Annotated in this window: 21 protein-coding genes; 2 read left to right on the top strand and 19 right to left on the bottom strand. The window is 64.0% G+C overall.

Features of this window, described 5'->3' with window-relative positions:
• A partial coding sequence (locus NKI31_RS29905; RefSeq protein WP_352653266.1) for a hypothetical protein occupies nt 1-183 on the top strand: 183 nt, incomplete at its 5' end.
• Between the two features lie 65 nt (nt 184-248).
• On the opposite strand, the gene NKI31_RS29900 is transcribed toward NKI31_RS29905, so the two are convergent.
• Together NKI31_RS29900 and NKI31_RS29895 are read right to left on the bottom strand one after the other, a co-directional pair.
• On the bottom strand, nt 249-545 hold the full coding sequence (locus NKI31_RS29900; RefSeq protein WP_023690882.1) for an AzlD family protein: 297 nt from the start codon (nt 543-545) through the stop codon (nt 249-251).
• Nucleotides 542-1,270 (bottom strand): AzlC family ABC transporter permease, encoded by a 729-nt coding sequence (locus NKI31_RS29895; RefSeq protein WP_023804334.1) that lies wholly within the window; start codon nt 1,268-1,270, stop codon nt 542-544. The genes NKI31_RS29900 and NKI31_RS29895 overlap by 4 nt, the downstream gene beginning before the upstream one ends.
• 112 nt (nt 1,271-1,382) lie before the next feature.
• Between NKI31_RS29895 and NKI31_RS29890 the strand changes: the two genes are divergently transcribed.
• Nucleotides 1,383-2,141, top strand: a complete 759-nt coding sequence (locus NKI31_RS29890) for an SDR family NAD(P)-dependent oxidoreductase (protein ID WP_023688040.1) — start codon at nt 1,383-1,385, stop codon at nt 2,139-2,141.
• A gap of 22 nt (nt 2,142-2,163) precedes the next feature.
• Here the strand turns inward: NKI31_RS29890 and NKI31_RS29885 are convergent, their stop codons facing one another.
• From NKI31_RS29885 to NKI31_RS29805, 17 genes are all read right to left on the bottom strand, one after another.
• The gene (locus NKI31_RS29885; RefSeq protein WP_023682130.1) at nt 2,164-2,859 is read right to left on the bottom strand and encodes a DUF2461 domain-containing protein; all 696 of its coding nucleotides are present in this window, start codon (nt 2,857-2,859) and stop codon (nt 2,164-2,166) included.
• A complete protein-coding gene (ligA, locus tag NKI31_RS29880; protein ID WP_023804333.1) occupies nt 2,856-5,060 on the bottom strand; it encodes an NAD-dependent DNA ligase LigA in 2,205 nt (734 codons plus the stop codon). Before ligA ends, NKI31_RS29885 begins: the two co-directional genes overlap by 4 nt.
• Nucleotides 5,061-5,171: 111 nt before the next feature.
• Nucleotides 5,172-6,845 carry a DNA repair protein RecN gene (gene recN, locus NKI31_RS29875; RefSeq protein WP_352653265.1) on the bottom strand — a complete coding sequence of 558 codons (1,674 nt, stop codon included), beginning with the start codon at nt 6,843-6,845 and terminating at the stop codon, nt 5,172-5,174.
• A gap of 218 nt (nt 6,846-7,063) precedes the next feature.
• Nucleotides 7,064-7,933 carry an outer membrane protein assembly factor BamD gene (locus NKI31_RS29870; RefSeq protein ID WP_023668284.1) on the bottom strand — a complete coding sequence of 290 codons (870 nt, stop codon included), beginning with the start codon at nt 7,931-7,933 and terminating at the stop codon, nt 7,064-7,066.
• Between the two features lie 263 nt (nt 7,934-8,196).
• Nucleotides 8,197-9,144 (bottom strand): UDP-3-O-acyl-N-acetylglucosamine deacetylase, encoded by a 948-nt coding sequence (lpxC, locus tag NKI31_RS29865; RefSeq protein WP_023668283.1) that lies wholly within the window; start codon nt 9,142-9,144, stop codon nt 8,197-8,199.
• A gap of 271 nt (nt 9,145-9,415) precedes the next feature.
• Nucleotides 9,416-11,074, bottom strand: coding sequence for a cell division protein FtsZ (gene ftsZ / locus NKI31_RS29860; protein WP_286488131.1), 1,659 nt, complete (start codon nt 11,072-11,074; stop codon nt 9,416-9,418).
• Between the two features lie 66 nt (nt 11,075-11,140).
• Complete coding sequence (gene ftsA, locus NKI31_RS29855) at nt 11,141-12,448, bottom strand: cell division protein FtsA (protein WP_023688034.1); 1,308 nt, start codon at nt 12,446-12,448, stop codon at nt 11,141-11,143.
• The gene (locus NKI31_RS29850) at nt 12,445-13,386 is read right to left on the bottom strand and encodes a cell division protein FtsQ/DivIB (protein ID WP_352653264.1); all 942 of its coding nucleotides are present in this window, start codon (nt 13,384-13,386) and stop codon (nt 12,445-12,447) included. The genes ftsA and NKI31_RS29850 overlap by 4 nt, the downstream gene beginning before the upstream one ends.
• A complete protein-coding gene (locus tag NKI31_RS29845; protein ID WP_023705549.1) occupies nt 13,374-14,300 on the bottom strand; it encodes a D-alanine--D-alanine ligase in 927 nt (308 codons plus the stop codon). The genes NKI31_RS29850 and NKI31_RS29845 overlap by 13 nt, the downstream gene beginning before the upstream one ends.
• 302 nt (nt 14,301-14,602) lie before the next feature.
• Entirely contained in the window at nt 14,603-15,568 is a 966-nt protein-coding gene (murB, locus tag NKI31_RS29840; protein WP_352653263.1) for a UDP-N-acetylmuramate dehydrogenase, read from the bottom strand.
• Nucleotides 15,565-16,971 carry a UDP-N-acetylmuramate--L-alanine ligase gene (murC, locus tag NKI31_RS29835; RefSeq protein WP_023668277.1) on the bottom strand — a complete coding sequence of 469 codons (1,407 nt, stop codon included), beginning with the start codon at nt 16,969-16,971 and terminating at the stop codon, nt 15,565-15,567. The genes murB and murC overlap by 4 nt, the downstream gene beginning before the upstream one ends.
• Entirely contained in the window at nt 16,971-18,095 is a 1,125-nt protein-coding gene (gene murG, locus NKI31_RS29830; RefSeq protein WP_023733072.1) for an undecaprenyldiphospho-muramoylpentapeptide beta-N-acetylglucosaminyltransferase, read from the bottom strand. Before murG ends, murC begins: the two co-directional genes overlap by 1 nt.
• A 1-nt stretch (nt 18,096) precedes the next feature.
• Nucleotides 18,097-19,248, bottom strand: coding sequence for a putative lipid II flippase FtsW (ftsW, locus tag NKI31_RS29825; protein WP_023668275.1), 1,152 nt, complete (start codon nt 19,246-19,248; stop codon nt 18,097-18,099).
• Nucleotides 19,248-20,648, bottom strand: a complete 1,401-nt coding sequence (gene murD / locus NKI31_RS29820) for a UDP-N-acetylmuramoyl-L-alanine--D-glutamate ligase (protein WP_352653262.1) — start codon at nt 20,646-20,648, stop codon at nt 19,248-19,250. The genes ftsW and murD overlap by 1 nt, the downstream gene beginning before the upstream one ends.
• Nucleotides 20,649-20,656: 8 nt before the next feature.
• The gene (mraY, locus tag NKI31_RS29815; RefSeq protein ID WP_023668273.1) at nt 20,657-21,739 is read right to left on the bottom strand and encodes a phospho-N-acetylmuramoyl-pentapeptide-transferase; all 1,083 of its coding nucleotides are present in this window, start codon (nt 21,737-21,739) and stop codon (nt 20,657-20,659) included.
• Between the two features lie 18 nt (nt 21,740-21,757).
• Nucleotides 21,758-23,191 (bottom strand): UDP-N-acetylmuramoylalanyl-D-glutamyl-2,6-diaminopimelate--D-alanyl-D-alanine ligase, encoded by a 1,434-nt coding sequence (locus NKI31_RS29810; RefSeq protein ID WP_352653261.1) that lies wholly within the window; start codon nt 23,189-23,191, stop codon nt 21,758-21,760.
• On the bottom strand, nt 23,188-24,642 hold the full coding sequence (locus tag NKI31_RS29805) for a UDP-N-acetylmuramoyl-L-alanyl-D-glutamate--2,6-diaminopimelate ligase (RefSeq protein WP_352653260.1): 1,455 nt from the start codon (nt 24,640-24,642) through the stop codon (nt 23,188-23,190). Before NKI31_RS29805 ends, NKI31_RS29810 begins: the two co-directional genes overlap by 4 nt.
• Nucleotides 24,643-24,651 lie beyond the last annotated feature (9 nt).

Raw genomic sequence — 24,651 nt, 5'->3', positions numbered from 1 at the left:
GTCTCTCGCCAAACCATCGCCGGTCCTCCGGCGGACAAGAAAACTGTCACCCATGCTATCGGTCCATTCTGTTACCTATCTATCCGGTTCGGACATGAGCTTCTTTCTCCCCGTCACTATACGGGGAGGTGGGGAGCGGTCCGCGAAGCGGACGAAAAGCCAATTGCTTGGCTTTTCGAGTGACGAACGCCCGGCAGGGCAATGAGGGGCGGCGCCGACAGTTCGAAACTGTTCTGCCGGCAGGCGCCCTATGCCACAAACTGCCGCGCTAGGATCAGCACCACCGCCCCGGCCAGAAACATCGCCATCAGGCCGCCGCGCAGCGAGACCACAGCGGCGACGACCAGCGCCGCCCATTCCGCCGGTCCGGCGCTGAGTGCGGCGGGCGCCACCAGCGTCGTCAACACCGCGGCCGGCACGGCGTTCAAGCCAGCCTCGACGCGTGGATGGATGTGGTCGAAGCGCGAGATCACCAGATGGCCGCCGACGCGGGTGAGATAGGTGGCGATCGCGCCGGCAATGATGATCCACAAAGTCGCGCTCATCGTTTTGCCTCCACACCGCTATGGTGCGGCGGCAGGATGACGGCCAGAAGCACGCCTGCAACGGCGCCGATGGAGACGTGCCATGGCGATCCCACAGTTTTGTAGGCAATGATCGACGCCGCGGCGCTGGCGATCACCACCGGCAGCCACAGTGGCCGGTTGCGAAAGCCCATGACCAGCCCGAGGAAATAGATCGGCAGCAGGAAATCGATGCCCAGCGCATGCGTGTCGGGGATCAGCTTGCCGAACACCGCGCCCAGCGCGCTTTCGATCCCCCAGAAAACATAGACCGGCAGGCCAAGGCCCATATACCAGGCAAAGCCAACGGTCTCGCCGGCTTCGGCCCTGCGCTCGGCCACCGCGAACTGCGGATCGGTGAGCACGAAATAGCCCAGCGCTTGGCTGATAACCGGCCAGTGCGCGATTCGCCGGCCGATGCTGGCGGAGTAAAGCACGTGGCGGAAATTCACCGCGAAGATCGACAGCACGACCAGCCATGGCGCGACATGCTGGCCGAACAATTCGATGCCTACCATCTGGCTGGCGCCGCCGAAGATCAGCGCGCTCATTAAAAAAGCTTCGAGAACGGAAAAGCCGTTGTCGACGGCGATGGCGCCGAACAGCAGCCCAAATGGCGCCGCGGCGACAACCACCGGCATCGACAGCCGCACGCCGTCCCAGAATTCGCTGGCCACGGAATTTTCGCTTAAGGTCTCTGCCGACATGTCACATTCCCATCTCGCGCTGCTATGTAGGAGCCGGCGTTTGAAAAGTCAGACGAATTCGCTTGAGCCAACAAATCAGCGAAACTGATGTTGTAAAAAATGAGGGGTTCGGATGATCGCTTATGATTTCACCGGCAGGCACGCGGTCGTCACCGGCGCCGGTGGCGGTATGGGCGAGGCGATCTCGCTGGCGCTGCTCGAGGCCGGCGCCTCGGTCACCGCCATCGACGTCAAGCCGCGTCCGGCGTCGCTTGCCGCCTATGACGACCGGCTCACCTTTGCCCAGGGCGACCTCACCGACGCCGCCTTTGTCGAGCAGACCATCAACGCCGCGGGCCGCAAGCGCGGCGGCATCGATTATCTCGCCAATGTCGCAGGCGTGCTCTGGTTCGGCCGCGACAAGTCGGCCCTCGAGATGGACCTTGATGTCTGGGATCAGGTCTTCAACATCAATCTGAAATCCTTCGTCCACACCGCGCGGGCGGTGGTTCCGCATATGCGGGCCGGCGGACGCGGCGGCGCCATGGTGCACTTCTCCACCATCCAGTGGTATCGCGGCGATCCGACCCCGCAGGATGCCTACCAGGCATCGAAGGCCGGCGTCTGTGCGCTGTCGAAGTCGCTCGCCATGCAGTTGGCGGGCGATGGCATCCGCTCCAATTCGATCTGCCCGGGAATGGCGTTGACGCCGCTGCAGGCGCGCTGGGACACCGAAGAGAAACGCGCGGCCGTTGCCAATTATGCGCCGCTCGGCCGCATCGGCACGCCGCAGGACATGGCCAATGCCGCGCTATTCCTGCTTTCCGATGCGGCAAGCTACATCACCGGCATCGAACTGGCAGTCGACGGCGGTCTTTTGATGCGGATGTAGCCGTGCAGTGCGCCGGGCTGATTTAGCTCCGCGGTGCCGTGCCCTGGATCGCCCTGCCCCAGTCAAGCAGCGGCTTGGCGCGCAAGGCGAAATCGACAAGCTCGTCGACCAGCGTCGGCGCGTGAATTCCAGCCGGATCGATCATGTGCTGGACATAGAAGTGCCGGTTGCGGATGGCGTCGACAAGATCGGGTTCGTTGACCTGCTCGAAGCCGCGCGGCGTGCGCTTCATGCGGCCCTCGGTTTCAAGTTCGAAGCCGTTTTTCTTCAGCGTTGAGAGCAGTTTTCGGAACTCGGCCGGCCGGGCGACGATCGCCTTGCGCATCGCCAGCAGCAGGGACGGCTCCGGATTCCACCAGGCGACATCGGCAAAGCAGCGGTCGATCCCGACATAGACGAAGAACACGCCCTGCTCCATCTTGGTGCCATCCGGCGACAGCATGGCCGACAAATGCTGGTTGTAGGGCCGCTTGTCCTTGGCGAAGCGCACGTCGCGGTTGATGCGAAACAGTGACTTCTTGCGGTCTCCGCGCAAGCCCAGACCCGCCGCCGCGAAGCGCTCGGTCAGCGTCTCGACCAGATCGCAGAACGGCTCATGCAACTCGCTGTCGTAAAGCGCGCGGTTTTCCTGGAACCATTCGCGGCTCTGGTGGAAGTCGAGCGCCTTGAGGAACGGTATGGCCTTTTGCCCGAACCCTTTGAACGAACCGGCGGTCATGCCTTGCCGACCCGTTGCAGCCATGTGTCCTCGTCGATGACTTCGACGCCGAGTTCGCTGGCCTGCTTCAGTTTGGAGCCAGCGCCCGGCCCGGCCACCAGCAGATCGGTCTTCGCCGACACCGAACCCGCCACCTTGGCGCCCAGCCGTTCGGCCATCGCCTTGGCTTCGGAGCGTGTCATCTTTTCCAGCGTGCCGGTGAAGACGATGGTCTTGCCGGCAACCTCGCTGTCGGTCGACACGGTGACGACATACGGCTTCGGCTTGACCTGTTCGAGCAGTCTGTCGAGCACGTCGTCATTGCGTTCATTGCCGAAGAAATCGCGCAACGCGTCGATCACCGTGTCGCCAATGCCGTTGATGGAGGGGAAGACGCTGTGCGGATCCTCAGCCGCCGCCGTTTCCTTGCCGACGCGGATCAGCTCCTCGATGGTCGAAAACGTCCGGGCAAGCACGGCCGCCGTCGTTTCGCCGATATGGCGGATGCCGAGTGCGAAGATGAAGCGGTCGAGCTCCGGCTCGCGGCGCGAATCGATGGCCGCGAACAGCTTGTCGAGGCCTTCATAATTGCGGTTCTCGACACCGCGCACATTCTTGCGCGCCTTGCCCGATGCCGCCTCGCGCTGCCTAGCCTGCTCCTCGCGCCGCTCGGCCAGCGCCCTGGTGACGGCCGGGCGGCGATCCCTGAGGGTGAAGATATCGGCGGCGGTCTTGACCAGTCCCGAATTGAAGAACAGGTCGATATTCTCGGCGCCCAGCCCCTCGATGTCGAGCGCGCCGCGCGACACGAAATGACGCAGCCGCTCCACGGCCTGCGCGGCGCAGATCAGCTCGCCGGTGCAGCGCCGGCGCGAATCCTCCTTGCCGGTCTTCTCGTTGATTTCGCGCGTCGCCGGCGAGCCGCAGACCGGACAAATGTGCGGGAATTCGTAAGGCACCGCATCAGCCGGCCGCTTGTCGACGACGACGCTGACGATCTGCGGAATGACATCGCCCGCCCGTTGTATGACAACCGTGTCACCGATGCGGACATCGATGCCGTCGCGAATCGGCAAGCCGTTGCTGTCAAAACCCTTGATGTAGTCCTCATTGTGCAGCGTGACGTTTTCGACCACCACGCCGCCGACCGTGACCGGCGCTAGCCGCGCCACCGGCGCCAGCGTACCGGTACGGCCGACCTGGATGTCGATCTTCTGCACCGTCGTCATCGCCTGTTCGGCCGGGAATTTATGCGCAACCGCCCAGCGCGGCTCGCCGGTGACAAAGCCCCAGCGACGCTGCAATTCCAGCTGGTCGACCTTGTAGACGACACCGTCGATGTCGTAGCCGAGCGACGAACGCAGCTCCTCGATCTTGTGGTAGTGCGCGATCAGCTCCTCGACAGACTTCGCCCGCACCATCAATGGGCTGACCTTGAACCCCCATTCGGCGAATTTCTGCACCGAATCATATTGGGTCGGCGCCGGATCCGCTGTCGTATAGCCCCAGGCATAGGCAAAAAATTTAAGATTGCGGCTGGCGGTGACGGACGCATCCTTCTGTCGCAAGGAGCCCGCTGCCGTATTGCGCGGATTGACATAGTCCTGGCCGCCCACCGCCGCCGAGCGGGCCTTCAGTGCCTCGAATTCCGCATAGGTCATGTAGACCTCGCCGCGGATCTCGATGGTCTCGGGCCAGCCCGATCCTTTCAGCTTGGCGGGGATGTCGGCGATGGTCCTGAGATTGGCGGTGATGTCCTCGCCTACAGTGCCGTCGCCGCGCGTAGCACCCTGCACGAACACACCGCGTTCATAGCGCAGCGACGCCGACAGGCCGTCGATCTTCGGCTCGGCCGTAAACGCGATGTCGAGGTCCTTGTCGCGGTCGAAGAAGCGCCGGCCACGCTCGATGAAATCGGTGACGTCCTCGTCTGTGTAGGCCTTGGCGAGGCTGAGCATCGGCACCGCATGGCGCACCTTGGCAAAGCCTTCCGCCGGCGCGGCGCCGACCCGCAGCGAGGGCGAATCCTCGCGCACCAGACCGGGAAAGCGCTCCTCGATGGCAAGATTGCGCCGCCGCAGCGCGTCATATTCTGCGTCCGTAATCGTCGGCGCGTCCTCGGCATGATAGCGCCGGTCATGACCGGCGATCTCCTCGGCCAGCCGCTGGAGCTCATCCGCGGCTTCGCTTTCGCTCAACGATTCGACTGGTTTTTCAGACATGCAGCGGTCCCTGGACAGTGGCGAGGCACCATAAATCAGGATTTCGGAAAAAGCATTCCTGAACAGCGGGATGGAGCCATATCCTGACTCAGTCCGAAAGCCTTGCGACGACTACGCTGCAGCAATATTCTCGCGCAGCAGCCGTTCCGCGGCTGCGCGCGCCTCGTCGGTGATGGTAGCGCCGGCCAACATGCGCGCGATCTCTTCCTGGCGCGCCGCCCGGTCCATTTCGGCGATGCCGGTGGCGACCTTGTCCGAGCCGCCGGATTTGGAGATCAGGAAATGCGTCGCAGCACGTGCCGCCACTTGCGGAGCATGCGTGACCGACAGCACCTGCACGCGCTTCGACAGCCTGGCCAGCCTTTGGCCGATCGCATCGGCCACGGCGCCGCCGACGCCGGTGTCGATCTCGTCGAAGACCAATGTCGGCGCCGAGCCACGGTCGGCCAGCGCCACCTTGAGCGCCAGCAGGAAGCGCGACAGCTCGCCGCCGGAGGCGACCTTCATCATCGGCCCAGGCCTGGTGCCGGGATTGGTGCGCACCCAGAACTCGACCTGGTCGATGCCTTCTTCCATGCGGTTCTCGCCATCGCTGGCCAGTTCGACGATGAACTCAGCCCGTTCCAGCTTCAGCGCCGGCAATTCGGCCATCACAGCCTTGGTCAGGCCGACCGCGGCCGCATGGCGAAGGGCGGAGAGCTGGGCTGCGGAAATATCGTAGGCTTCTCGCGCCGCTGAGGCCTGCTTTTCCAGGACATGCAGGCGCCCCTCGCCGGCATCAAGATCGGCGAGATCGGCGGACATGGTGTCGCGCAGTTGCGCCAAATCGTCAACGGCCACACTGTGCTTACGTGAGGCCGCACGCAGCGAAAACAGCCGCTCCTCCACCTTCTCCAGCCTCTGCGGGTCGTATTCGGTGGCGCGCAGTGCCGCCTCGACGCCCGATTGCGCTGCATCCAGTGACAGCATCGCCTCGTCCAGCGACTTCACCACATCCTCGAGCAGTCCCGGCGCTTCGCTGGCCTTGCGCTGCAGGCGCCTCAGCAGGCTGGCCAGTTGCGGCAGCGGCGAGGACGGGCCTGACAGCACATCCTGTGCATCGTGTATTTCCGAGGCGATCTTTTCCGCCCGCATCATCGTTGCACGCAATTCCGCCAGCTGTGTCTCTTCGCCGGGCTGCGGATCGAGCTTTGCCAGTTCCGCCACCGAGGCCCTGAGATAATCGGCCTCGCGCGCCGCTGCCTCGACCTTGGCGCGGTGCCTGGCAAACTCCTGCTCGGCGCCGCGCCAGTAGCGCCACGCCTCGCCGGTCGCGCGGGCGGCGCCGAGATGGCCGCCAAAACTGTCCAGCAATTCGCGATGCGCGCCTGGATCGACCAGGGCGCGCTCGTCATGCTGGCCGTGGATCTCGACCAGCGCGTGGCCTATGTCGCGCATCAGCGTGACGCTGGACGGCTGGTCGTTGACGAAGACACGGGTACGGCCATCCGCGGTCTGCAGCCGGCGCAGGATGATGTCGCCGTCATCCTCGATGGCGTTTTCGGCCAGCAGCGCTCGCACCGGGTGGTTGCGCGGCACATCGAAGACGGCAATGACCTGGCCCTGGGCAGCACCGTGCCGCACCAGCGAGGCGTCGCCGCGCGCGCCAAGCGCCAGCGACAGCGCGTCGAGAAGGATGGATTTGCCGGCGCCGGTTTCACCGGTCAGCACGGAAAGGCCGGGCTGGAAGTCGATATCCAGCTTCTCGATCAGGACGATATCGCGGATCGACAGTCTGGAAAGCATCAGAACCCGGACCTCAAGCAATTCCAGGAAAAGTGCGTAGCGGTTTTCCGTCCGGAATTGCGTAGAACAAAAAGTTAGGACGGTTCAGCGCCTCAATCAAACCACTGAACCGCTGTGAAGCGGCATGCGACCGATGGAGTCGCAGCGCCGCACTATCTTTTTGTTTGAGCGTCGGATCAATCCGAAAAGCGCGTTCCGCCTCAGTCGATGCTCGGGCGTCAGGCGCCGGTGATCAGCTTGCCGGCCTTGGATATCCACGATCCGGCATTCTCGCGCGGCTCAAGCCCGTTGCTCTGCAACAGCTTGTAGGTATCCTTGTACCATTGGCTGTCGGGATAATTGGTGCCGAGCACCGCAGCGGCGGTTTGCGCTTCCGAGGTCAAGCCCATCGCGTAGTAGCTTTCGGCCAGACGCGCCAGCGCCTCTTCGACATGGCGGGTGTTGGAATAGTTCTCGACCACGTTGCGGAAGCGCTTGACGGCAGCAATGTATTCGCGCCGCTCGAGATAATAGCGGCCGATCTGCATCTCTTTGCCGGCCAGCTGGTCGTTGGCGAAACGGATCTTTTCCTTGGCGTCGTCGACATATTCCGACGTCGGCCAGCGCGTCACCAAATCCTGCATCGTCTGCACGGTCTGGCGTGCTTCCTTCTGATCCTGGGTGACGTCCTTGATCTGCTTGTAGTAGCTCAGCCCGATAATATACTGGGCGTAAGCCGCGTCGTCGGTCGACGGATAAAGCGTCAGATAGCGCTTGGCCGAGCCGATTGCTTCGTCATAACGGCCGGCGCGATAGTCGGCGAAGGCGCCCATCACCATCGACTTGCGGGCGAATTCCGAATACGGGTGCTGGCGGTCGACGGCGTCGAACTTCTTGCTCGCCTCATCCAGGCGGCCGGCATTGAGATTGGCAAGGCCTTGATTGTAAAGGACGTCGGCCGGTTCGGTCTGGTCGACATAGGTCGACAGGTCGACGTCTTTCTCGGACGACATGCAGGCTGAGAGGAACAGCGATGGCACAACCACCGAAAGCGCCAGGAAAACAGCCCGATACGGCGCTTTCGATTGACCAACTCGCTTGAAGAACATGATCGGATTGCGCCCTTTCGGCGTTAGTTCAATGCCTTTCGCATGGCGTTCCCTCAAAACTGATCCCCACTTTTGAGCGACATGCGCCTAACAGACGGCAGCAGCCATAAACCATAACTGCCTTGCCCAGCAACGCTATGTCTAGCCAATCGCACATTTTTGTGGCGGCTTGGTGTTGCCCCGAATGCTACGCACTTTCACTGGCCGGTGATGCTTTCGTGCAACACCGGCCAGCGTTCAGAAAGCCAGAAAATCGTTAAGAATCAGATCACCCAGGGCGCAAAGACAGGGCCGGTGACGGCGCTCATCTCGGCGGTGCGGCCGCGCTCGCGGCGCGTGGTCTCGACGACCTCGAAGGCCGAACGGTCGGACAGAAGCCGCCGCAAAGCAGCCGCATTCATCCGGTGACCGCCGCGATAGGAGCGGAAGCAACCGATGAAACGGGCGCCGGCCAGCGCCAGGTCGCCCATCGCGTCCATCGTCTTGTGGCGAGCGAACTCATTGGGGTAGCGCAGGCCGCCCATGTTGATCACCCGGTTGTCGTCGCCGATCACCAGCGAGTTCTCCAGCGAGGAGCCCAGCGCATAGCCGGCCGCCCACAGCCGCTCGACATCCTTCATGAAGCCGAAGGTGCGGGCGCGCGCGATATCCTGGCGAAAGATGTCGGGGTTGATGTCGGAGGCGAATAGCTGGCGGCCGATCGCCGGGCTTTCGAAATCGATCTCGACCTCGAAGCGCGTGCCGCTATAGGGCCTGAACTCGGCCCAGGACGCGCCATTCTCGATGCGGACGGGCTTGACCACCCTGATGTAGCGGCGCTTGACCGCCAGCGTCTCGATGCCGGCTTGGTCGATGGCTTCCACGAACGCCACCGCACTGCCATCGAGGATCGGAACCTCATGACCGTCGATCTCGATGACGATGTTGTCGATGCCGAGCCCGAAAAGCGTCGCCATCAGATGTTCGACGGTGGCGATATGCTCGCCTGCCGGATCGCCGAGCATGGTGCAGAGATCGGTCGCGCCGACTTCAGCAACCAGCGCGCGGAACTCGCGGCTCTCGCTTCCGTTCGAAAGGTGGAAGAGCACGCCGGTGTCGGCGTCCGCAGGGAGGAAATTGACGGTGACCGGTTTGCCGCTGTGAACGCCGGTACCGGTCAGCGTTGCACGCGATTTCAGTGTCGTCTGATAGTCTTGCAAGACAAACCCCATAGCCCAAACGCCTAAGTCCGCTTTAACCCAAAAGGCGCGGCTCTTTTTTATCGGCAGGCAGGGCCACTTCCCCGAATCCCAGCACACCGAAAGTGCTGCGGCAAAGATAATGGTCTGTCAGGGAGACTCCAAATCACGGTTTCTTACTCTGTGTAACCGCGACAGACCTTGAGCGTCACATCGTAACGCCTTGTTATTAAACCACTTTAAACGTTAACAGGCAGACAATCTCTCGTCTGCCTGTTGACAAGTGTTACATACCGTTAACGGCTCAGTTGGCCTGGCGGCGCAGGAAAGCCGGTATCTCCAGCTGGTCGTCTTCCTGGGTCGACCTGGTCTGCGGCGTCAACCGGCCCTGATCGTCGAGCTGGCCGCGGCGCGGCGCGTAAAGCTGCGGATCCTGGCTGGCAAGGCGGCGCATTTCCGGCGCCGCCTGGCGCAGTTTCGGTTCGCGCGGCTGTGCCGGCTGCAACCGGGCCGGCTCTTCTTCGCGGCGCGTCAGCCCGTTGGTCAGCCGCTTGAGCAGCCCCATCGGCCCGCTGTTTTCATGGTCGGCCGGACGGCCCTTGGCTTCCACCTCGGCCCGCACCACCGGCGGAAAATCCTCCACCCGCGGCATGCGCTGCGGTGCGGCAGCCACCGGCTGCGGCATTTCCCGCAGCGGCGCCGGTTGCATCACCTGCTGCACGACAGGCTGCGGCTGGGCAGGCGGGGCCTGGAAGATCTTGCTCTGCGGGCGGAAATCTTCCGCCTGGGCCATCGGCGCCGGACGAGCCATTGCCGCCGCATTGGCCTCGGCAAGCTGGATCGCCTCGGCCACCGGATCGGCCGCGCGCTGCTCATAGGTCTGCTGCTGGACCGGTGCCGGACGGCCTTCCGCCCCCGGAGCCGCTGGGCGGCTGACCGGCTTCTGCTGCGGCGGCACGGCCCGGATCGAGATCGGCGCCGCGGCAATTTCAGCTGCCGATTTGTCGATGCCGGTGGCGACCACCGAGACGCGGATGACGCCTTCGAGTTCCTCGTCGAAGGTGGCGCCGAGGATGATGTTGGCGTCCTGATCGACTTCCTCGCGGATGCGGGTCGCGGCCTCGTCGACTTCGAACAGGGTCAGGTCGCGGCCGCCGGTGATCGAGATCAGCAGGCCCTTGGCGCCCCTCATCGAGGTCTCGTCGAGCAACGGATTGGCGATCGCCGCCTCGGCGGCGGCCATCGCGCGGCCCTCGCCCGAAGCTTCGCCGGTGCCCATCATCGCCTTGCCCATTTCGCGCATCACCGAACGCACGTCGGCGAAGTCGAGATTGATCAGACCTTCCTTGACCATCAGGTCGGTGATGCAGGCAACACCGGAGTAGAGCACCTGGTCGGCCATGGCGAAGGCGTCGGCAAAGGTGGTCTTGTCATTGGCCAGCCGGAACAGGTTCTGGTTGGGGATGACGATCAGGGTATCGACACATTTCTGCAGCTCCTCGATGCCGAGATCCGCCGTCTTCATGCGGCGCTGGCCTTCGAAATGGAACGGCTTGGTGACGACGCCGACGGTGAGGATACCCCGTTCGCGCGCCGCGCGGGCAACCACGGGAGCCGCACCGGTTCCGGTGCCGCCACCCATACCGGCGGTGACGAAGCACATATGGGTGTTGGAGAGATGATCGATGATCTCATCGATGCACTCTTCCGCCGCCGCACGGCCCACTTCAGGCTGCGAGCCGGCGCCGAGCCCCTCGGTGACATGCGCGCCGAGCTGGATCAGCCGCTCGGCCTTCGACATGGTCAGCGCCTGTGCATCGGTGTTGGCCACGACGAACTCGACACCGCGCAAGCCCGCGGTGATCATGTTGTTGACGGCATTGCCGCCGCCGCCGCCGACACCGAATACGGTGATCCGCGGCTTGAGCTCGGTGATGTCCGGCTTTTGCAGATTGATCGTCATTGTCTCCGTCCTTTGCCTTTCCCGCCGCTTCGCCGCCGCGGCCGCCTATGGGGCTGTCCCCGTCAATTAGAAACTGTCTCTCAACCACTGACTCATGCGATGCAGTTTTCCGCCCGTCCCGGTCATCCTGAGACCGGAAATTCCTTTCGCCGGATGGCTCTCGAAGCTCGCCATCTGCGGATAGATCAGCAGCCCGACCGCCGTCGAGAAAGCCGGCCCCTTGGCAGCTTCCGGCAGGCCCGCCACGCCGAGCGGGCGTCCGATGCGCACATTGCGTCCCAGAATGCGGCGCGCCGCCTCGGGGAGACCCGCAAGCTGGCTGGCGCCGCCGGTCAGCACGACGCGTTTTCCCACGGCATTGCCGTAGCCCGACTTGTTCAGCCGGTCGCGCAACAGTTCCAGCGTCTCGTCGATGCGGGCGCGGATGACGCGCGTCATCACCGAGCGCGGGATCTGCAGCGGCATCTCGCCGTCTTCGCCGATCGGCTGGATCGAGACCAGGTCGCGATCGTCGGCACTGCCAGGCAGCGCCGAACCATGCATCACCTTCAGCCGCTCCGCGGCGTCGAGCGAGGTCGACAGGCCCTTGGCCATATCGAGCGTCACATGATTGCCGCCGATGGCAATGGCATCGGCGTGGACGAATTTGCCTTCCGAAAACACCGAGATGGTCGTCGTGCCGCCGCCCATGTCGATGCAGGCCGCACCCATTTCCAGTTCGTCGTCGACCAGGGCCGCAAGCCCGCTGGCATAGGGCGTCGCCACCATGCGCTCGACCGAAAGATGCGAGCGGTTGATGCAGAGCTCCAGATTGCGCAGCGGCGCGGCATCGCCCGTCAGCACATGCATATCGACGCCGAGTTGGTCGCCGACCATGCCGCGCGGATCGCGCACGCCGCGCTCGGCGTCCAGCGAAAAGCCGACGGGCAGCGAATGGATCACGTCGCGTTCGGCCTTGAGCGCCTGCTTGGCGCCGGCGGCAAGCACGCGCTTGATGTCGGCTTCGTCGGCCTGATGGCCACCGAGATTGATCGTGGCCGAATAGGTTTCGCTCTTCAGCCGGCCCGCCGTCATGTTGACGATCAGCGAATCCACCGTCAGTCCCGCCATGCGTTCGGCGGCGTCGACGGACAGGCGAATGGCGTGCTCCGCACGGTCGAGATCGACGACCACGCCCGACTTCACGCCTTGCGATTTCTGGTGGCCGATGCCGATTACCTGGATGCGGTGCGAGCGGCCGCGCAACAGCTTGCCGTCCTCGCGCGGCTTCAGTTTCGCCACCACGCAGCAAACCTTGCTTGAGCCGACATCCAGCACGGTGAGCGTGCCGGAACGCCGCGAAGAGGCATCGCTGTTGCCGCCAAGCCAGCTCATATCTTCGTCCCCGACTTGCGCTTCAGATTTTGCGGCTTTTCATTGAGCGCGGCCTGGCGCTGCGTCGCCGCTTCCGGCGTCAGCTGCACCACCAGGCGATCGGAGATGCGCATGTCGACGGCGGCGATGTCCCGCGTCAGAAGCCCGTTGTCGTGGTCCATCCGAACCAGATCGGCGATCGCCTGATCCTCGCCATCCTCGGGCAGCTTGATCGTGATGCCGTTTTCCAGCTTAAGGTCCCAGCGCCGTTCGCCGATGCGGATATAGCCTTTGACCCGAGCCGCGAGCTCGGGAAATTTGTTGATCTTGGCCACGAAGTCGGGGGCCTTGGCCGGCGCGCCGGTGCCGATGATCAGCGGCAGCAGCGCCTGCTTGCCGCCGGAGAACGGCGCGATCACCGCGCCGGAGCGTTCGATGACCGAAAGCTCCGCGCCCTGCTGCCAGAGCGCGAAGGGCTCGCGCTCCTCGACACGCACTTCCAGCGTATGTGGATAGACCTTGCGCACCGCCGCCACCTCGACCCAGGGCAAGGTATCAATACGTTCACGCGCGGCCTCGGCATCGAAGCCGATCAGTGACGTCCAGCCGTCGAGCTCGAGCCGGTCCAGTATGTCGATCTCCGAAGTCTGGCGGTTGCCGACCACCCTGATCTGGTCGACGGCAAAGCCGGTCCGGGCGGTGATGCTCTGGACGATGTCGTCGGCATGGCCGCCGAGAATGGCGCCATAGAGGCTGCTCGATGCAATGAGCGAAGCTGACAGGATAGCCGCGGAAAAGCGCGGCGCGACGAAGTCACCGCCGCCCAGGCGCGCCAGCACGCGCACCGGCCGGCGCAGCACGCGCGGCAGCACGAAATGGTCAAACGACAACGGCATGCCGAACAGCGCCGGCCCGGCGCCGCCCCTGCCCTTGTCCTGTCCCCATTTCAACGCAGACACGAAGCGTCCTCCACCATCCAACTCAACAATTCGCCAAACGAGTGCCCGGCCTGGGCGGCGATTTCAGGCACCAAAGACGTCGGCGTCATGCCCGGCTGAGTGTTGATCTCGAGCCAGACAATCTCGCCGTTTTCGGAGTGACGGTCGTCATAGCGGAAGTCCGATCGGGAAACGCCCCGGCAGCCGATAGCCAGATGTGCCTTGAGTGCCAGTGTCTGTATTTTTTGGTAAATATTTGATGAAATTTTAGCAGGGATTTCGTGTTTTGATCCGCCGGCGACGTATTTTGAATCATAGTCGTAGAAGGAATGGCCGGTCGGAATGATCTCGCAGACGCCGAGCGCCACGTCGCCCATGACGGCGCAGGTCAGCTCGCGCCCATGGATGTAGCGCTCGACCATGACGGTCTCGCCATATTTCCATTCGGACGAGCCGATGACCTGCGGCGGATGCGACTGGCCTTCATGCACGATGACGACGCCGAAGCTTGAGCCTTCATTGACCGGCTTGACCACGTAGGGCGGCTTCATCGGATGCTTGTTCTGGATGGCAAAGCGGCTGGCAACCTTCGATTCCGCCACCGCGATGCCGGCAGCCTTGGCGACCTTCTTGGCTTGCTCCTTGTTCATGGCGAGCGCCGAGGCGAGCACGCCCGAATGGGTGTAGGGAATGGCCAGATATTCGAGGATGCCCTGGATGGTGCCGTCTTCACCGAACGGGCCGTGCAGTGCGTTGAAGACGACATCGGGCTTGAGTTCGGCGAGCACGGCGCCGACATCGCGCGCAACATCGACGCGGGTAACCTGGTAGCCTTCATTCTCAAGCGCATCCGCACACGCCTTTCCCGAAGACAGAGACACGGGCCGCTCGGACGAGAATCCGCCCAGGAGGACAGCCACATGCTTGTTCTTCATATCCCGTCATCCCTCTCACGGCGGGCCCGCAACCACGCATTCAGCGACCAGATTGAGTCCGAGTCTCCCGGCAGGTTGCCCCCCAGACGGAAAACGCGGTCGACGCGTCGAACGACTCAAATCAGGAAACGCTTTAAGGCAGAGAATCAGAGAGTTGATTCGCTGGCAAGTGCTTATGATTCCGACAGATTCACTTTCCGCGAAAACGGCCGGAAAAAGCGTGTTGTGAGTCTTTGGAGCAACGGTGGCGCTGTTGTTTCAGACCGTTTGAAGTTCAAGCATCACATGAAGTTCAGCTTGCGCTAAAGAAGCTGTCCGAGGAATTCCTGCACGGCATGGCCGGGGCGGAAATTGCCGAGGCGCTTGATTTCCCACTGCAGGCGGATGCCCGATTTTTCAAGCACGCGGGCGCGCACCGTCTCGCCGAGATATTCGAGATCGTAACCGGTCGCTGTTCCGGTGTTGATCATGAAGTTGCAGTGCATCGGCGACATCTGCGCGCCGCCGATCATCAAACCGCGGCAGCCCGCCTTGTCGATTTCCTTCCAGGCCGAGGTGCCTTCCGGATTCTTGAAGGTCGAGCCGCCGGTCTTCTCGCGGATCGGCTGCACCGTCTCGCGATGCGTCTGGACGGCGTCCATGGCCGCCTTGATCGCCTCTGGGTCTTCCAGAACACCTTCGAAAACCGCGGAGGTGAAGATCAGCCCGGCAGGTGCGGCCGAGTGACGATAGGCATAGCCCATGTCGTCGTTACTGAGTGTGTGGAGATTGCCCTTGCGGTCGAGCGCCCGCACCTCGACGACACGTTCCCGCGTCTCGACGCCATTGGCGCCGGCATTCATCCTCAGCGCCCCGCCGATGGCGCCGGGAATGCCGTGATAGAAATGAAAGCCGCCAATGCCGGCCTCATAAGCGACGGCCGCGACGCGCTTGTCGGGCGTCGCAGCACCGGCCTTGATGACGGTCGGCGAAACCACCTCGGCCTCGCCAAAGCCCTTGGCCGAAAGCCGGATGACGAACCCTGGAATGCCGCCGTCGCGCACCAGGAGGTTGGAGCCGACACCGACGATGGTGAGCGGGATGTCCTCCGGCACGGCGCGCAGGAAGGCAGCCAGATCCTCCTCGTCGGCCGGCTGGAACAGGGCGTCCGCCAGACCGCCGGCGCGGAACCAGGTGATCTTGTCCATCTCGGCATTGGGCGTGATGCGGCCGCGCAGGCCGGCAAGCCGGTCGCCAAGTTTGTCGAGCAGGTCCTGGCCGCGCATCATGAGACGGTACCGCCGAGTTCCCCAGGCAGCGCATAGGCCCATTGGGTGATGTTGCCGGCGCCCAGGAAGATGACGAAGTCGCCCGGTTTCGCCAACGCGCGGATGACGGGCGAAATCGCGGCAGGGGTTTCGACGTAGCGCGCATCGCGATGGCCCCCGGAGCGGATGCGCGACACCAGCGCCTCCGAGGTCACGCCGTCGATCGGCTCCTCGCCCGCCGCATAGACCGGCGCCACCATCACCGTGTCGGCATCGTTGAAACAGACCGAAAATTCGTCGAACAGATCGTGCAGCCGGGTGAAGCGGTGCGGCTGCGCAATGGCGATGACGCGGCCCTTGGTGGCGCTGCGCGCCGCTTTCAACACCGCCGTGATCTCGACCGGGTGGTGGCCGTAATCGTCGAAGATGTCGACGCCGTTCCACGAGCCGGTGTGGGTGAAGCGCCGCTTGACGCCGGCAAAGGACGACAGCCCTTTCTTAATCGCTTCGGCCGACAGGCCGAGTTCATGCGCGACCGCAATTGCGGCGGTGGCGTTGGAGACGTTGTGGCGGCCGGGCATCGGCAGCCGCAGATCCGATATCGTCGTCTGGCCGCCGGTCTTGCGGTCGCGGATCACCACGTCGAATGCCGAGACGGCACCGGCCATGCGGTGGTTGGTGAAACGCACATCGGCCTGCGCGTTCTCGCCATAGGTGATGACGCGGCGGTCCTCGATACGGCTGACCAGCGCCTGTACTTCCGGATGGTCGGTGCACATCACGCCAAAACCGTAGAACGGCACGTTCTCGACGAATTGCCGGAACGCCTCGCGCACCTTGTCGAAACTGCCATAATGGTCCAGATGCTCGGGATCGATGTTTGTGACGACGGCGATCTCGGCCGGCAGCTTGAGGAAGGTGCCGTCGCTTTCGTCGGCTTCGACCACCATCCACTCGCCATCGCCCATACGGGCATTGGTGCCATAGGCATTGATGATGCCGCCATTGATCACCGTCGGGTCGAGCCCGCCGGCATCGAGCAGCGTCGCCACCATCGACGTGGTTGTGGTCTTGCCATGCGTGCCACCGATCGCGACCGCCTGGCGGAAGCGCATCAGTTCGGCCAGCATCTCGGCCCGGCGCACGATCGGCAGCAGTTTTTCGCGCGCGGCCTTCAGCTCGGGATTGGATTTCTTGATCGCGGTGGAGACGACAACCACTTCGGCCGCGCCGATATTCTCGGCCTTGTGGCCGACAAAGCATTCGATGCCCTTGTCGCGCAGCCGCTGGACATTGGCGCTGTCGGCCTGGTCCGAACCCTGCACCTTGTAGCCGAGATTGTGCAGAACCTCGGCGATGCCGCTCATGCCGATGCCGCCAATGCCGATGAAATGCACAAGGCCGATGGTCTGCGGCATCTTCATCAATGCGTCCCTTTCCTGAAATCCGAAACGGTTTTTCTGGACGCAATAGCCTCTGTGAGATCAGCGAGCAACCGTGCCGCGTTGGGCCGGCCAGCCGACTTCGCTCCGGCAGCCATGGCCGTCAGCCGCTCGGGAGTGTCCATCAGCCCGCCAATGAGAGCCGCGATGCGCTCCGGCGACAGTGACGATTGCGGATGCACCTCGCCGCCGCCCGCCGCGGCAAGGGCGGCTGCGTTCGCCGCCTGATCGTGATCCAGCGCATAGGGATAAGGCACCAGCAGCGCCGGCCGGCCGATGACGGCGATCTCCGAAACCGTCGAGGCGCCGGAGCGCGAGATCACCAGATGCGCCGCGCCCATGCGCTGTGCCATATCGGTGAAGAAGGGCGAGACCTCGACATGGACGCCGAGTGCCGCATAGCCAGCCTTCACCCGCGCCACGTCGTCGGCGCGGGCCTGCTGGGTGATCACCAGCCGCTTGCGCTGCGCCTCCGGCAGAAGTGCGATCGCCGCCGGCATGGCATCGGAAAAGAACTGCGCGCCCTGGCTGCCGCCGAACACCAGGAGCCTGAACGGATCCGCCCCTTGGGATGCCTTATAGGGCGTCTTTGCCGCCTCCAGGATTGGCGGCCTGACCGGATTGCCGGTCGTCACCGTCTTGGCGCCTGTGGCACTTTCATCTTGCGGCAGGAAGCCGCCGGCAATCGCATCGACACGCCCGGACAGCGCCCGGTTGGCGCGGCCCATGACCGCGTTCTGCTCATGGATCAGCGTCGGCAGCTTGCGCCGCGTCGCGGCATAGAGCGGTGGCAAGGTCGGATAACCGCCAAAGCCGACGACCGCATCAGGCTTGATCCTGGCGATGACGGCGGAGGCCTGGCGCACGCCGCGCCAGATCTTCCAGAACGCTCCGAGCAGAGCGACGGGGTTTTTCGAGCCCATCGTCGCCGACTGGATCGGATGGATGGCGGCGGCCGGGAAATGGCCGGCAAAGCGCTCGGCGCGGTCGTCCGTCGCCAGATGCACGCCCCAGCCGCGCTCGATCAGCTCATGCGCCAGCGCCTCGGCCGGAAACAGATGTCCGCCGGTTCCGCCAGCCGCGAGAAGGATGACACCCCGCGCCATATCACTCCGCCGGCAGGGCGCGCTGCGACAGGGCAAAGCCCATCTGCTTGCGCTTTTCCGGTCGCTTGCGCGTCAGCGCCAGCACCATGCCCATCGAGATGGCAATGGCGATCTGCGAGGAGCCGCCATAGGAGATGAAAGGCAGCGTCATGCCCTTGGCCGGCATCAGCTGCAGGTTGACGCACATGTTGATGACCGACTGCAGGCCGAACACGGTGACCAGACCGCCGACGGCATAGCGGGTGAAATCATCATGTTCCTTCAATGCCGTGCTCAAGCCGCGCAGCACGATGAAGGCGAAGATCGACATGATGAAGAAGCACATGATCAACCCGAACTCTTCGCCGGCGACCGAAAACACGAAATCGGCATGCGCGTCGGGAATGACCCGCTTGACCGTGCCCTCGCCCGGCCCGACGCCGAACCAGTGGCCGTTGATCAGCGCCTCGCGGCCCATGTCGACCTGGAACGTGTCGCCTTCGCCGGTCAGGAATTTGTCGATGCGGGCGGCAACGTGCGGGAACACAGTGTAGGCGGCAAACAGGCCGCCGGCGCCGGTGGCGCCAAGCGCGATGATCCATAGCCAGGGCAGGCCGGCCATGAAGAACATGACGCCCCAGGTGCCGGTCACCAGCATGGTCTGGCCGAGATCGGGCTGCGCCACCAGAAGCGAGATGACCAGGATCAGTAGCAGCATGGCAAACAAATTGCCGGGGATGTCGGGCTGGCGCTTGTGTTCGGCGAACAGCCAGGCGCAGACGATGACGAAGGCGGGTTTCAGAAATTCCGACGGCTGGATCGACATGCCGACAAACGACACCCAGCGCCGCGCGCCCTTCACCTCGACGCCGATGTAGAGCACGGCCACCATCAGCACCAGCATGATGCCCAGGATGATCAGCGCCATGCGCCGGATCTGCCGCGATTCCAGGAAGGACACTGCCAGCATCACGCCGAGCGCCGGCACGGTGAAGATGATCTGCCTGGTGGCAAAGTGGAAACTGTCGAGGCCGATGCGTTCGGCCACCGCCGGGCTTGCCGCAAAGGACAAGACGATGCCAAGCCCCATCAGCGACAGGAACGCCGCCAGGAACCAGCGATCGATCGTCCACCACCAGGTTGCAACCGGGCTTTTGTCGAGACGGCTTTGCATTATCGTGCCCCTCCGATGGGTTTCACGCCCTCGATAGCATTCGCAGCTTGCCTGAAGGCTTCGCCGCGAACTTCGAAATTCTTGAACTGGTCGAAACTGGCGCAGGCCGGCGACAGCAGCACCACCACCTCGCCGCTGTCATCCTTGGCCGCGTCTTTCGCGGCATGGTCGACCGCGGCGGCCAGGGTGCCCGAGATTTCATAGGGCACGGCTTCGCCGAGCGTCGCCGAGAACGCGGGCGCCGCCTCGCCGATCAGATAGGCCTTGGCGATGCGCGGGAAGAAACCGCGCAGCGGCTCGATCCCGCCTTCCTTGGGCAGTCCGCCGGCGATCCAGTAAATGCGCGAAAAACTCGACAGCGCCGGTGCCGCCGCATCGGCATTGGTCGCCTTGGAATCGTTGACGAACAGCACGTGGTCCTTCCGCCCGACCTGCTCCATGCGATGCGCGAGGCCCGGGAAGCTCTCAAGTCCTGCCTGGATCTCGCCCAGGCTCAAGCCCACCTTCAGACAGGCGGCGACAGCGGCAAGCGCGTTCTGCGCATTGTGCTGGCCACGTAGCGAACCGATGCCTTCGAGGAAGGCGACGCGGCTGTAGCGGCCATGCACGGCTTCCATCAGATCGGTGCCGTCGGCGAAATAACCATCGGTCAGCGGCAGCCGCTTGGAGATGCGGATCACCTCCCGGCCCGCCCTCTCCAGCCGGTCGGCGATCTGCGCGCACCAGCTATCGTCGACGCCGACAATGGCTGTCTCGCTGCCGGCCACCAGCCGCTCCTTGATCGACGCGTAATGCTGCATGGTGCCGTGGCGGTCGAGATGGTCGGGCGTCAGGTTGAGCAGGATGCCGGCCGTCGGGTTGATCGAGGGCGCGAGATCGATCTGGTAGGACGAACACTCGACGACATAGTCCCGGTCAGCCTGCGGTGGATCGAGCGTCATGATGGCCCGGCCGATATTGCCGCCCATCTGCGTGTCGCGCCCTGCCGATTTGAGGATATGCGCGGTCAGCGCCGTGGTCGTCGACTTGCCGTTGGTGCCGGTGATAGCGATGAACGGCGCATCCGGCGAGCGCGCAATCCGCTCGCGGCAGAACAATTCGATATCGCCGATCACCTCGACGCCGGAGCCACGCGCCAGTTCCACCGTCCAGTGCGGCTTGGGATGCGTCAGCGGCACGCCGGGCGAGAGCACGAAGGCCGAGAATTTCGACCAGTCGGCGCCGCGCAGATCGGCGGTCGCAATGCCTTGGTCAGCAGCCTTGGCGACGCTATCGGGATTGTCGTCCCAGGCAAGCACGTCGGCGCGGCCCTCGATCAGCGCGCGCGCCGTGGCGATCCCCGAGCCACCGAGCCCGAAGAGCGAAACGCGTTTGCCCGAAAAGGATGCGGCGGGGATCAAGCGGGTCCCTATCTCAGCTTGAGGGTCGACAGGCCGACCAGCGCCAGGATGACGGCGATGATCCAGAAGCGGATCACCACCTGGCTTTCGGTCCAGCCGAGCTTTTCGAAATGATGATGGATCGGCGCCATCAGGAACACGCGCTTGCCGGTCATCTTGAAGTAGCCGACCTGAATGATGACCGACAGGATTTCCACGACAAACAATCCGCCGACGATGACCAGCACGATCTCGTGCTTGGTGGCGACCGCGACCGTACCGATCAGGCCACCCATGGCCAGCGAACCGGTGTCGCCCATGAAGATCGCCGCCGGCGGGGCGTTGAACCAGAGGAAGCCGAGGCCGGCGCCGATGACGGCGCCAAGCACGACAGCCAGCTCGCCGGTGCCGGGCACGAAATGGATCTGCAGATATTCGGCGAACACCGCATTGCCGGAGAGGTAGGCGATGACGCCAAAGGATGCCGCCGCAATCATGATCGGCACGATCGCCAGCCCGTCGAGGCCATCGGTCAAATTCACCGCATTGCCGGCGCCGACAATGACGAAGCAAGAGAACGGCACGAAGAACCAGCCGAGATTGATGATGAATTCCTTGGCGAAGGGGAAGGTCAGCGACGACGAGAACGGCGCCTGGCCATTATGCATGATCGCCCAGGCGGCGATGCCGGCGATGACGAATTCCAACGCCAGCCGCGCCTTGCCGGAAAAGCCGAGATGCGACTGCTTGGTTACCTTGAGATAGTCGTCGTAAAAGCCGATCGAACCGAAGCCCAGCGTCACCAAGAGCACCACCCAGACATAGATCGAGGAGAGGTTCGCCCATAGAAGCGACGAGCCGACGATGCCGCACAGGATCATCAGCCCGCCCATCGTCGGCGTGCCGGCCTTCTTGAAATGCGTCTGCGGGCCATCGGCGCGGATCGGCTGGCCCTTGCCTTGTCGCAGCCTAAGCGAATTGATGATGGTCGGCCCGAAGATGAAGACGATCAGCGCCGAGGTGATCAGCGCACCGCCGGTGCGGAAAGTTATGTAGCGGAAGACATTGAAGACCGAGACCTTGTCCGCAAAATCGACGAGCAATGTAAACATACGATTCCGTTCCCCGGACTAGTTCTGTTTCGTGCCTGCGGCTTCCGCCGGATATTTGCCGAGCAAGGCCTCGACCAGCTTTGAAAAGCCGATGCCTTTCGACGATTTGATCATCACCACGTCGCCGGCCTTCAGCGTCGACAACAGCAGCGGCTTCAATTCCTCGGCGCCGGCGCGGTATTCCGTTTTGATCTCGTCGGGCAGGATGTCTGCCAGCGCCCGCATTTCCGGGCCGCCGAGAAAGACCGTGTGCGTGCCGGTCCCGACGATCAGTTCGGCAAGGGCTGCATGGAGCTTGGCCGAATGGTCGCCGAGCTCGAGCATGTCGCCGAGCACGGCGATGCGCCGGCCCTCGCCCGTGACAGGGGTCGCGTTGAGCAGCGCCATGGCAGCAGCCATCGAGGCCGGATTGGCGTTGTAGCTCTCGTCGATCAGTGTGATCGGTCCCTTGGGGTGGCGAAGCATATGGCGCTTCCCACGGCCACGCTCGGCCGACAGATCGGCCAGTGCCAAGGCCACCTTGCCGATGTCGGCTTCAACCAAATGCGCGGCGCCGAGCACCGCCAGGACGTTCTGTACCATGTGGCGGCCGGGCGCGCCGATGCGCGCCGTCACATCCTGCCCGCCGATCCTGGCGGTGATGTCGGAATGATCGGCATGCAGCTCGCATTTGGTCAGCTTGTAGGTCGACCGTGCATTCTCGCCGAAGCCAAAGACATGTTCGACGCCGGCGGCTCGCGCCATCTTGTCGAGCAGCTTCCAGCGCGCATCGTCGCGGTTGAGCAAGGCCGCACCGCCGGGCTCGATGCCTTCAAAAATCTCGGCCTTGGCCTTGGCGATCTCGTCGAGATTTCTAAAGAAGCCGAGATGCGCGGCGGCGATCATCGTGACGATGGCCACATGTGGCCGGACCATCTTGACCAACGGCCGGATCTCGCCGGGATGGTTCATGCCGATCTCGAACACCGCATAGTCGCAATCGCCGGGCATGCGCGCCAGCGTCAGCGGCACGCCCCAATGATTGTTGAAGGACTGCGCCGAAGCATGCACCGTGCCGACGGCCGACAGCACATGACGCAGCGCCTCCTTGGTGGTGGTCTTGCCGGCCGATCCGGTCACCGCGATGATTTTTGCGCTGGAACGGGCGCGGGCGGCAACACCGAGTTTCTCCAGTGCTGCCAGCACATCCTGCACGACGATCATCGGCGCCGTCAGCCGCCCAAGCGACGGCAATTTGCCCTCGGCGACGACCAGAACGCCGGCGCCGGCCTTGATCGCCGCGGTCGCGAAGTCATGGCCGTCCATCGCCTCGCCCTTGATGGCGAAGAAGGCGTCGCCCGGCTGCAGGCTGCGGCTGTCGATCGAGATCCCCGAAATTCCCTCCGGCATCGGCCCGAGCGGCCGACCGCCCATGGCGTCGACCAGCGCGTCGGAAGTCCAGAGCACGCTCATGCGGCCCGCTCCCGCAGCGCCGACCGGACTTCTTCGTGGTCGGAGAACGGAAAAGTCTCGGCGCCGATGGTCTGGCCCTCTTCATGGCCCTTGCCGGCAACGATCAGCGTATCGCCCGCTTTCAGCATGGCGACCGCTTCGTGGATCGCCTTGCGGCGGTCGCCGATTTCAATGGCGCCGGGTGCGGCTGCCAGGATCGCGGCACGGATCTTTTCCGGCACTTCCGAGCGCGGATTGTCGTCGGTGACGATGACGACATCGGCGAGCCGCGTGGCGATTCCGCCCATGATCGGCCGCTTGCCCCGGTCGCGGTCGCCGCCGCAGCCGAACACGACGATGACGCGCCCGGTGGTGAACGGGCGCACGGCGGCCAGCACATTTTCCAGCGCATCCGGCTTGTGGGCATAGTCGACATAGACGGGCGCGCCATTGGCGGTGGCGCCGACCAGGTCGAGCCGTCCCGGCGCACCCTGGAGTTTCTCCAATGCCATCAAAGCTTTGGCGACCGGCGTTCCAGTGGAAATGGCCAGCCCTGCCGAAACCAGGGCATTGGCGATCTGGAAGTCGCCGGCGAGCGGCAGGTCGATCTCGTAGAGCACGCCGTCGGCTTCGACCTCGGCGCGCTGGCGGTGGCGCTCGTGCTCGACCCGCTTCAGGCGCAGGAAATCGCCATGGCGGCCGACAGTCAGCACCTTGAGCCCCGCGGCCTGCGCAGCCTGGATGGTCGGCGCCGACCACGGATCGTCGGCAAAGATGACCGCCGGCGCGCCTTTCGGCAGCAGCGTGTCGAACAGGCGCAATTTGGCGCGATGGTAGTCCTCGACCGTCGGATGATAGTCCATATGGTCGCGGCCGAGATTGGTGAAACCGCCCGCGGCGAGCTTGACGCCATCAAGGCGGCGCTGGTCGAGACCATGGCTGGAAGCCTCCATCGAGGCGTGGGTGACGCCGGCCTCCGCCAATTCCTTGAGCAACTGGTGCAAAGCCACTGGATCGGGTGTGGTCAACGAACCGTAGTCGTTGCGGCCCGGCGCCACCACGCCGGTGGTGCCAATGGACGCGGCGGCAAAGCCGGCCTGCTCCCAGATCTGCCTGGTGAAGGCGGCGACCGAGGTCTTGCCTGCGGTGCCGGTAACCGCGACCATGGTCTCCGGCTGGCTGCCGAAGAAACGTGCCGCGCTCAGCGCCAGCGCCAGGCGTGGGTCGTCGACGCTGAGCACCGGGACGGACAGGCCGGAAACGGCGCTGGCGTTGCCAACGACAACCGCCGCTGCGCCGCGCTTTGCCGCATCGGCGGCATAGGCCAAACCATCCGCCTTGCTGCCGGCGAGCGCGAAAAAGACCACGCCGGTCTTGACCGTGCGGGAATCCGACGAAATCCCGGTTACCTCCACATCGCGGGAAGATGTTCCCTCGACAGGCAGGATACCGGCTAAATCTCTCAGGTGCATCGAACCCCG

It is taken from the genome of Mesorhizobium sp. M0659 (genome assembly GCF_040320605.1).
In the GTDB taxonomy this organism is placed as follows: domain Bacteria; phylum Pseudomonadota; class Alphaproteobacteria; order Rhizobiales; family Rhizobiaceae; genus Mesorhizobium.
Note: the sequence above shows the minus strand (reverse complement) of the source record. Positions and strands in the feature narration are given on the sequence as shown.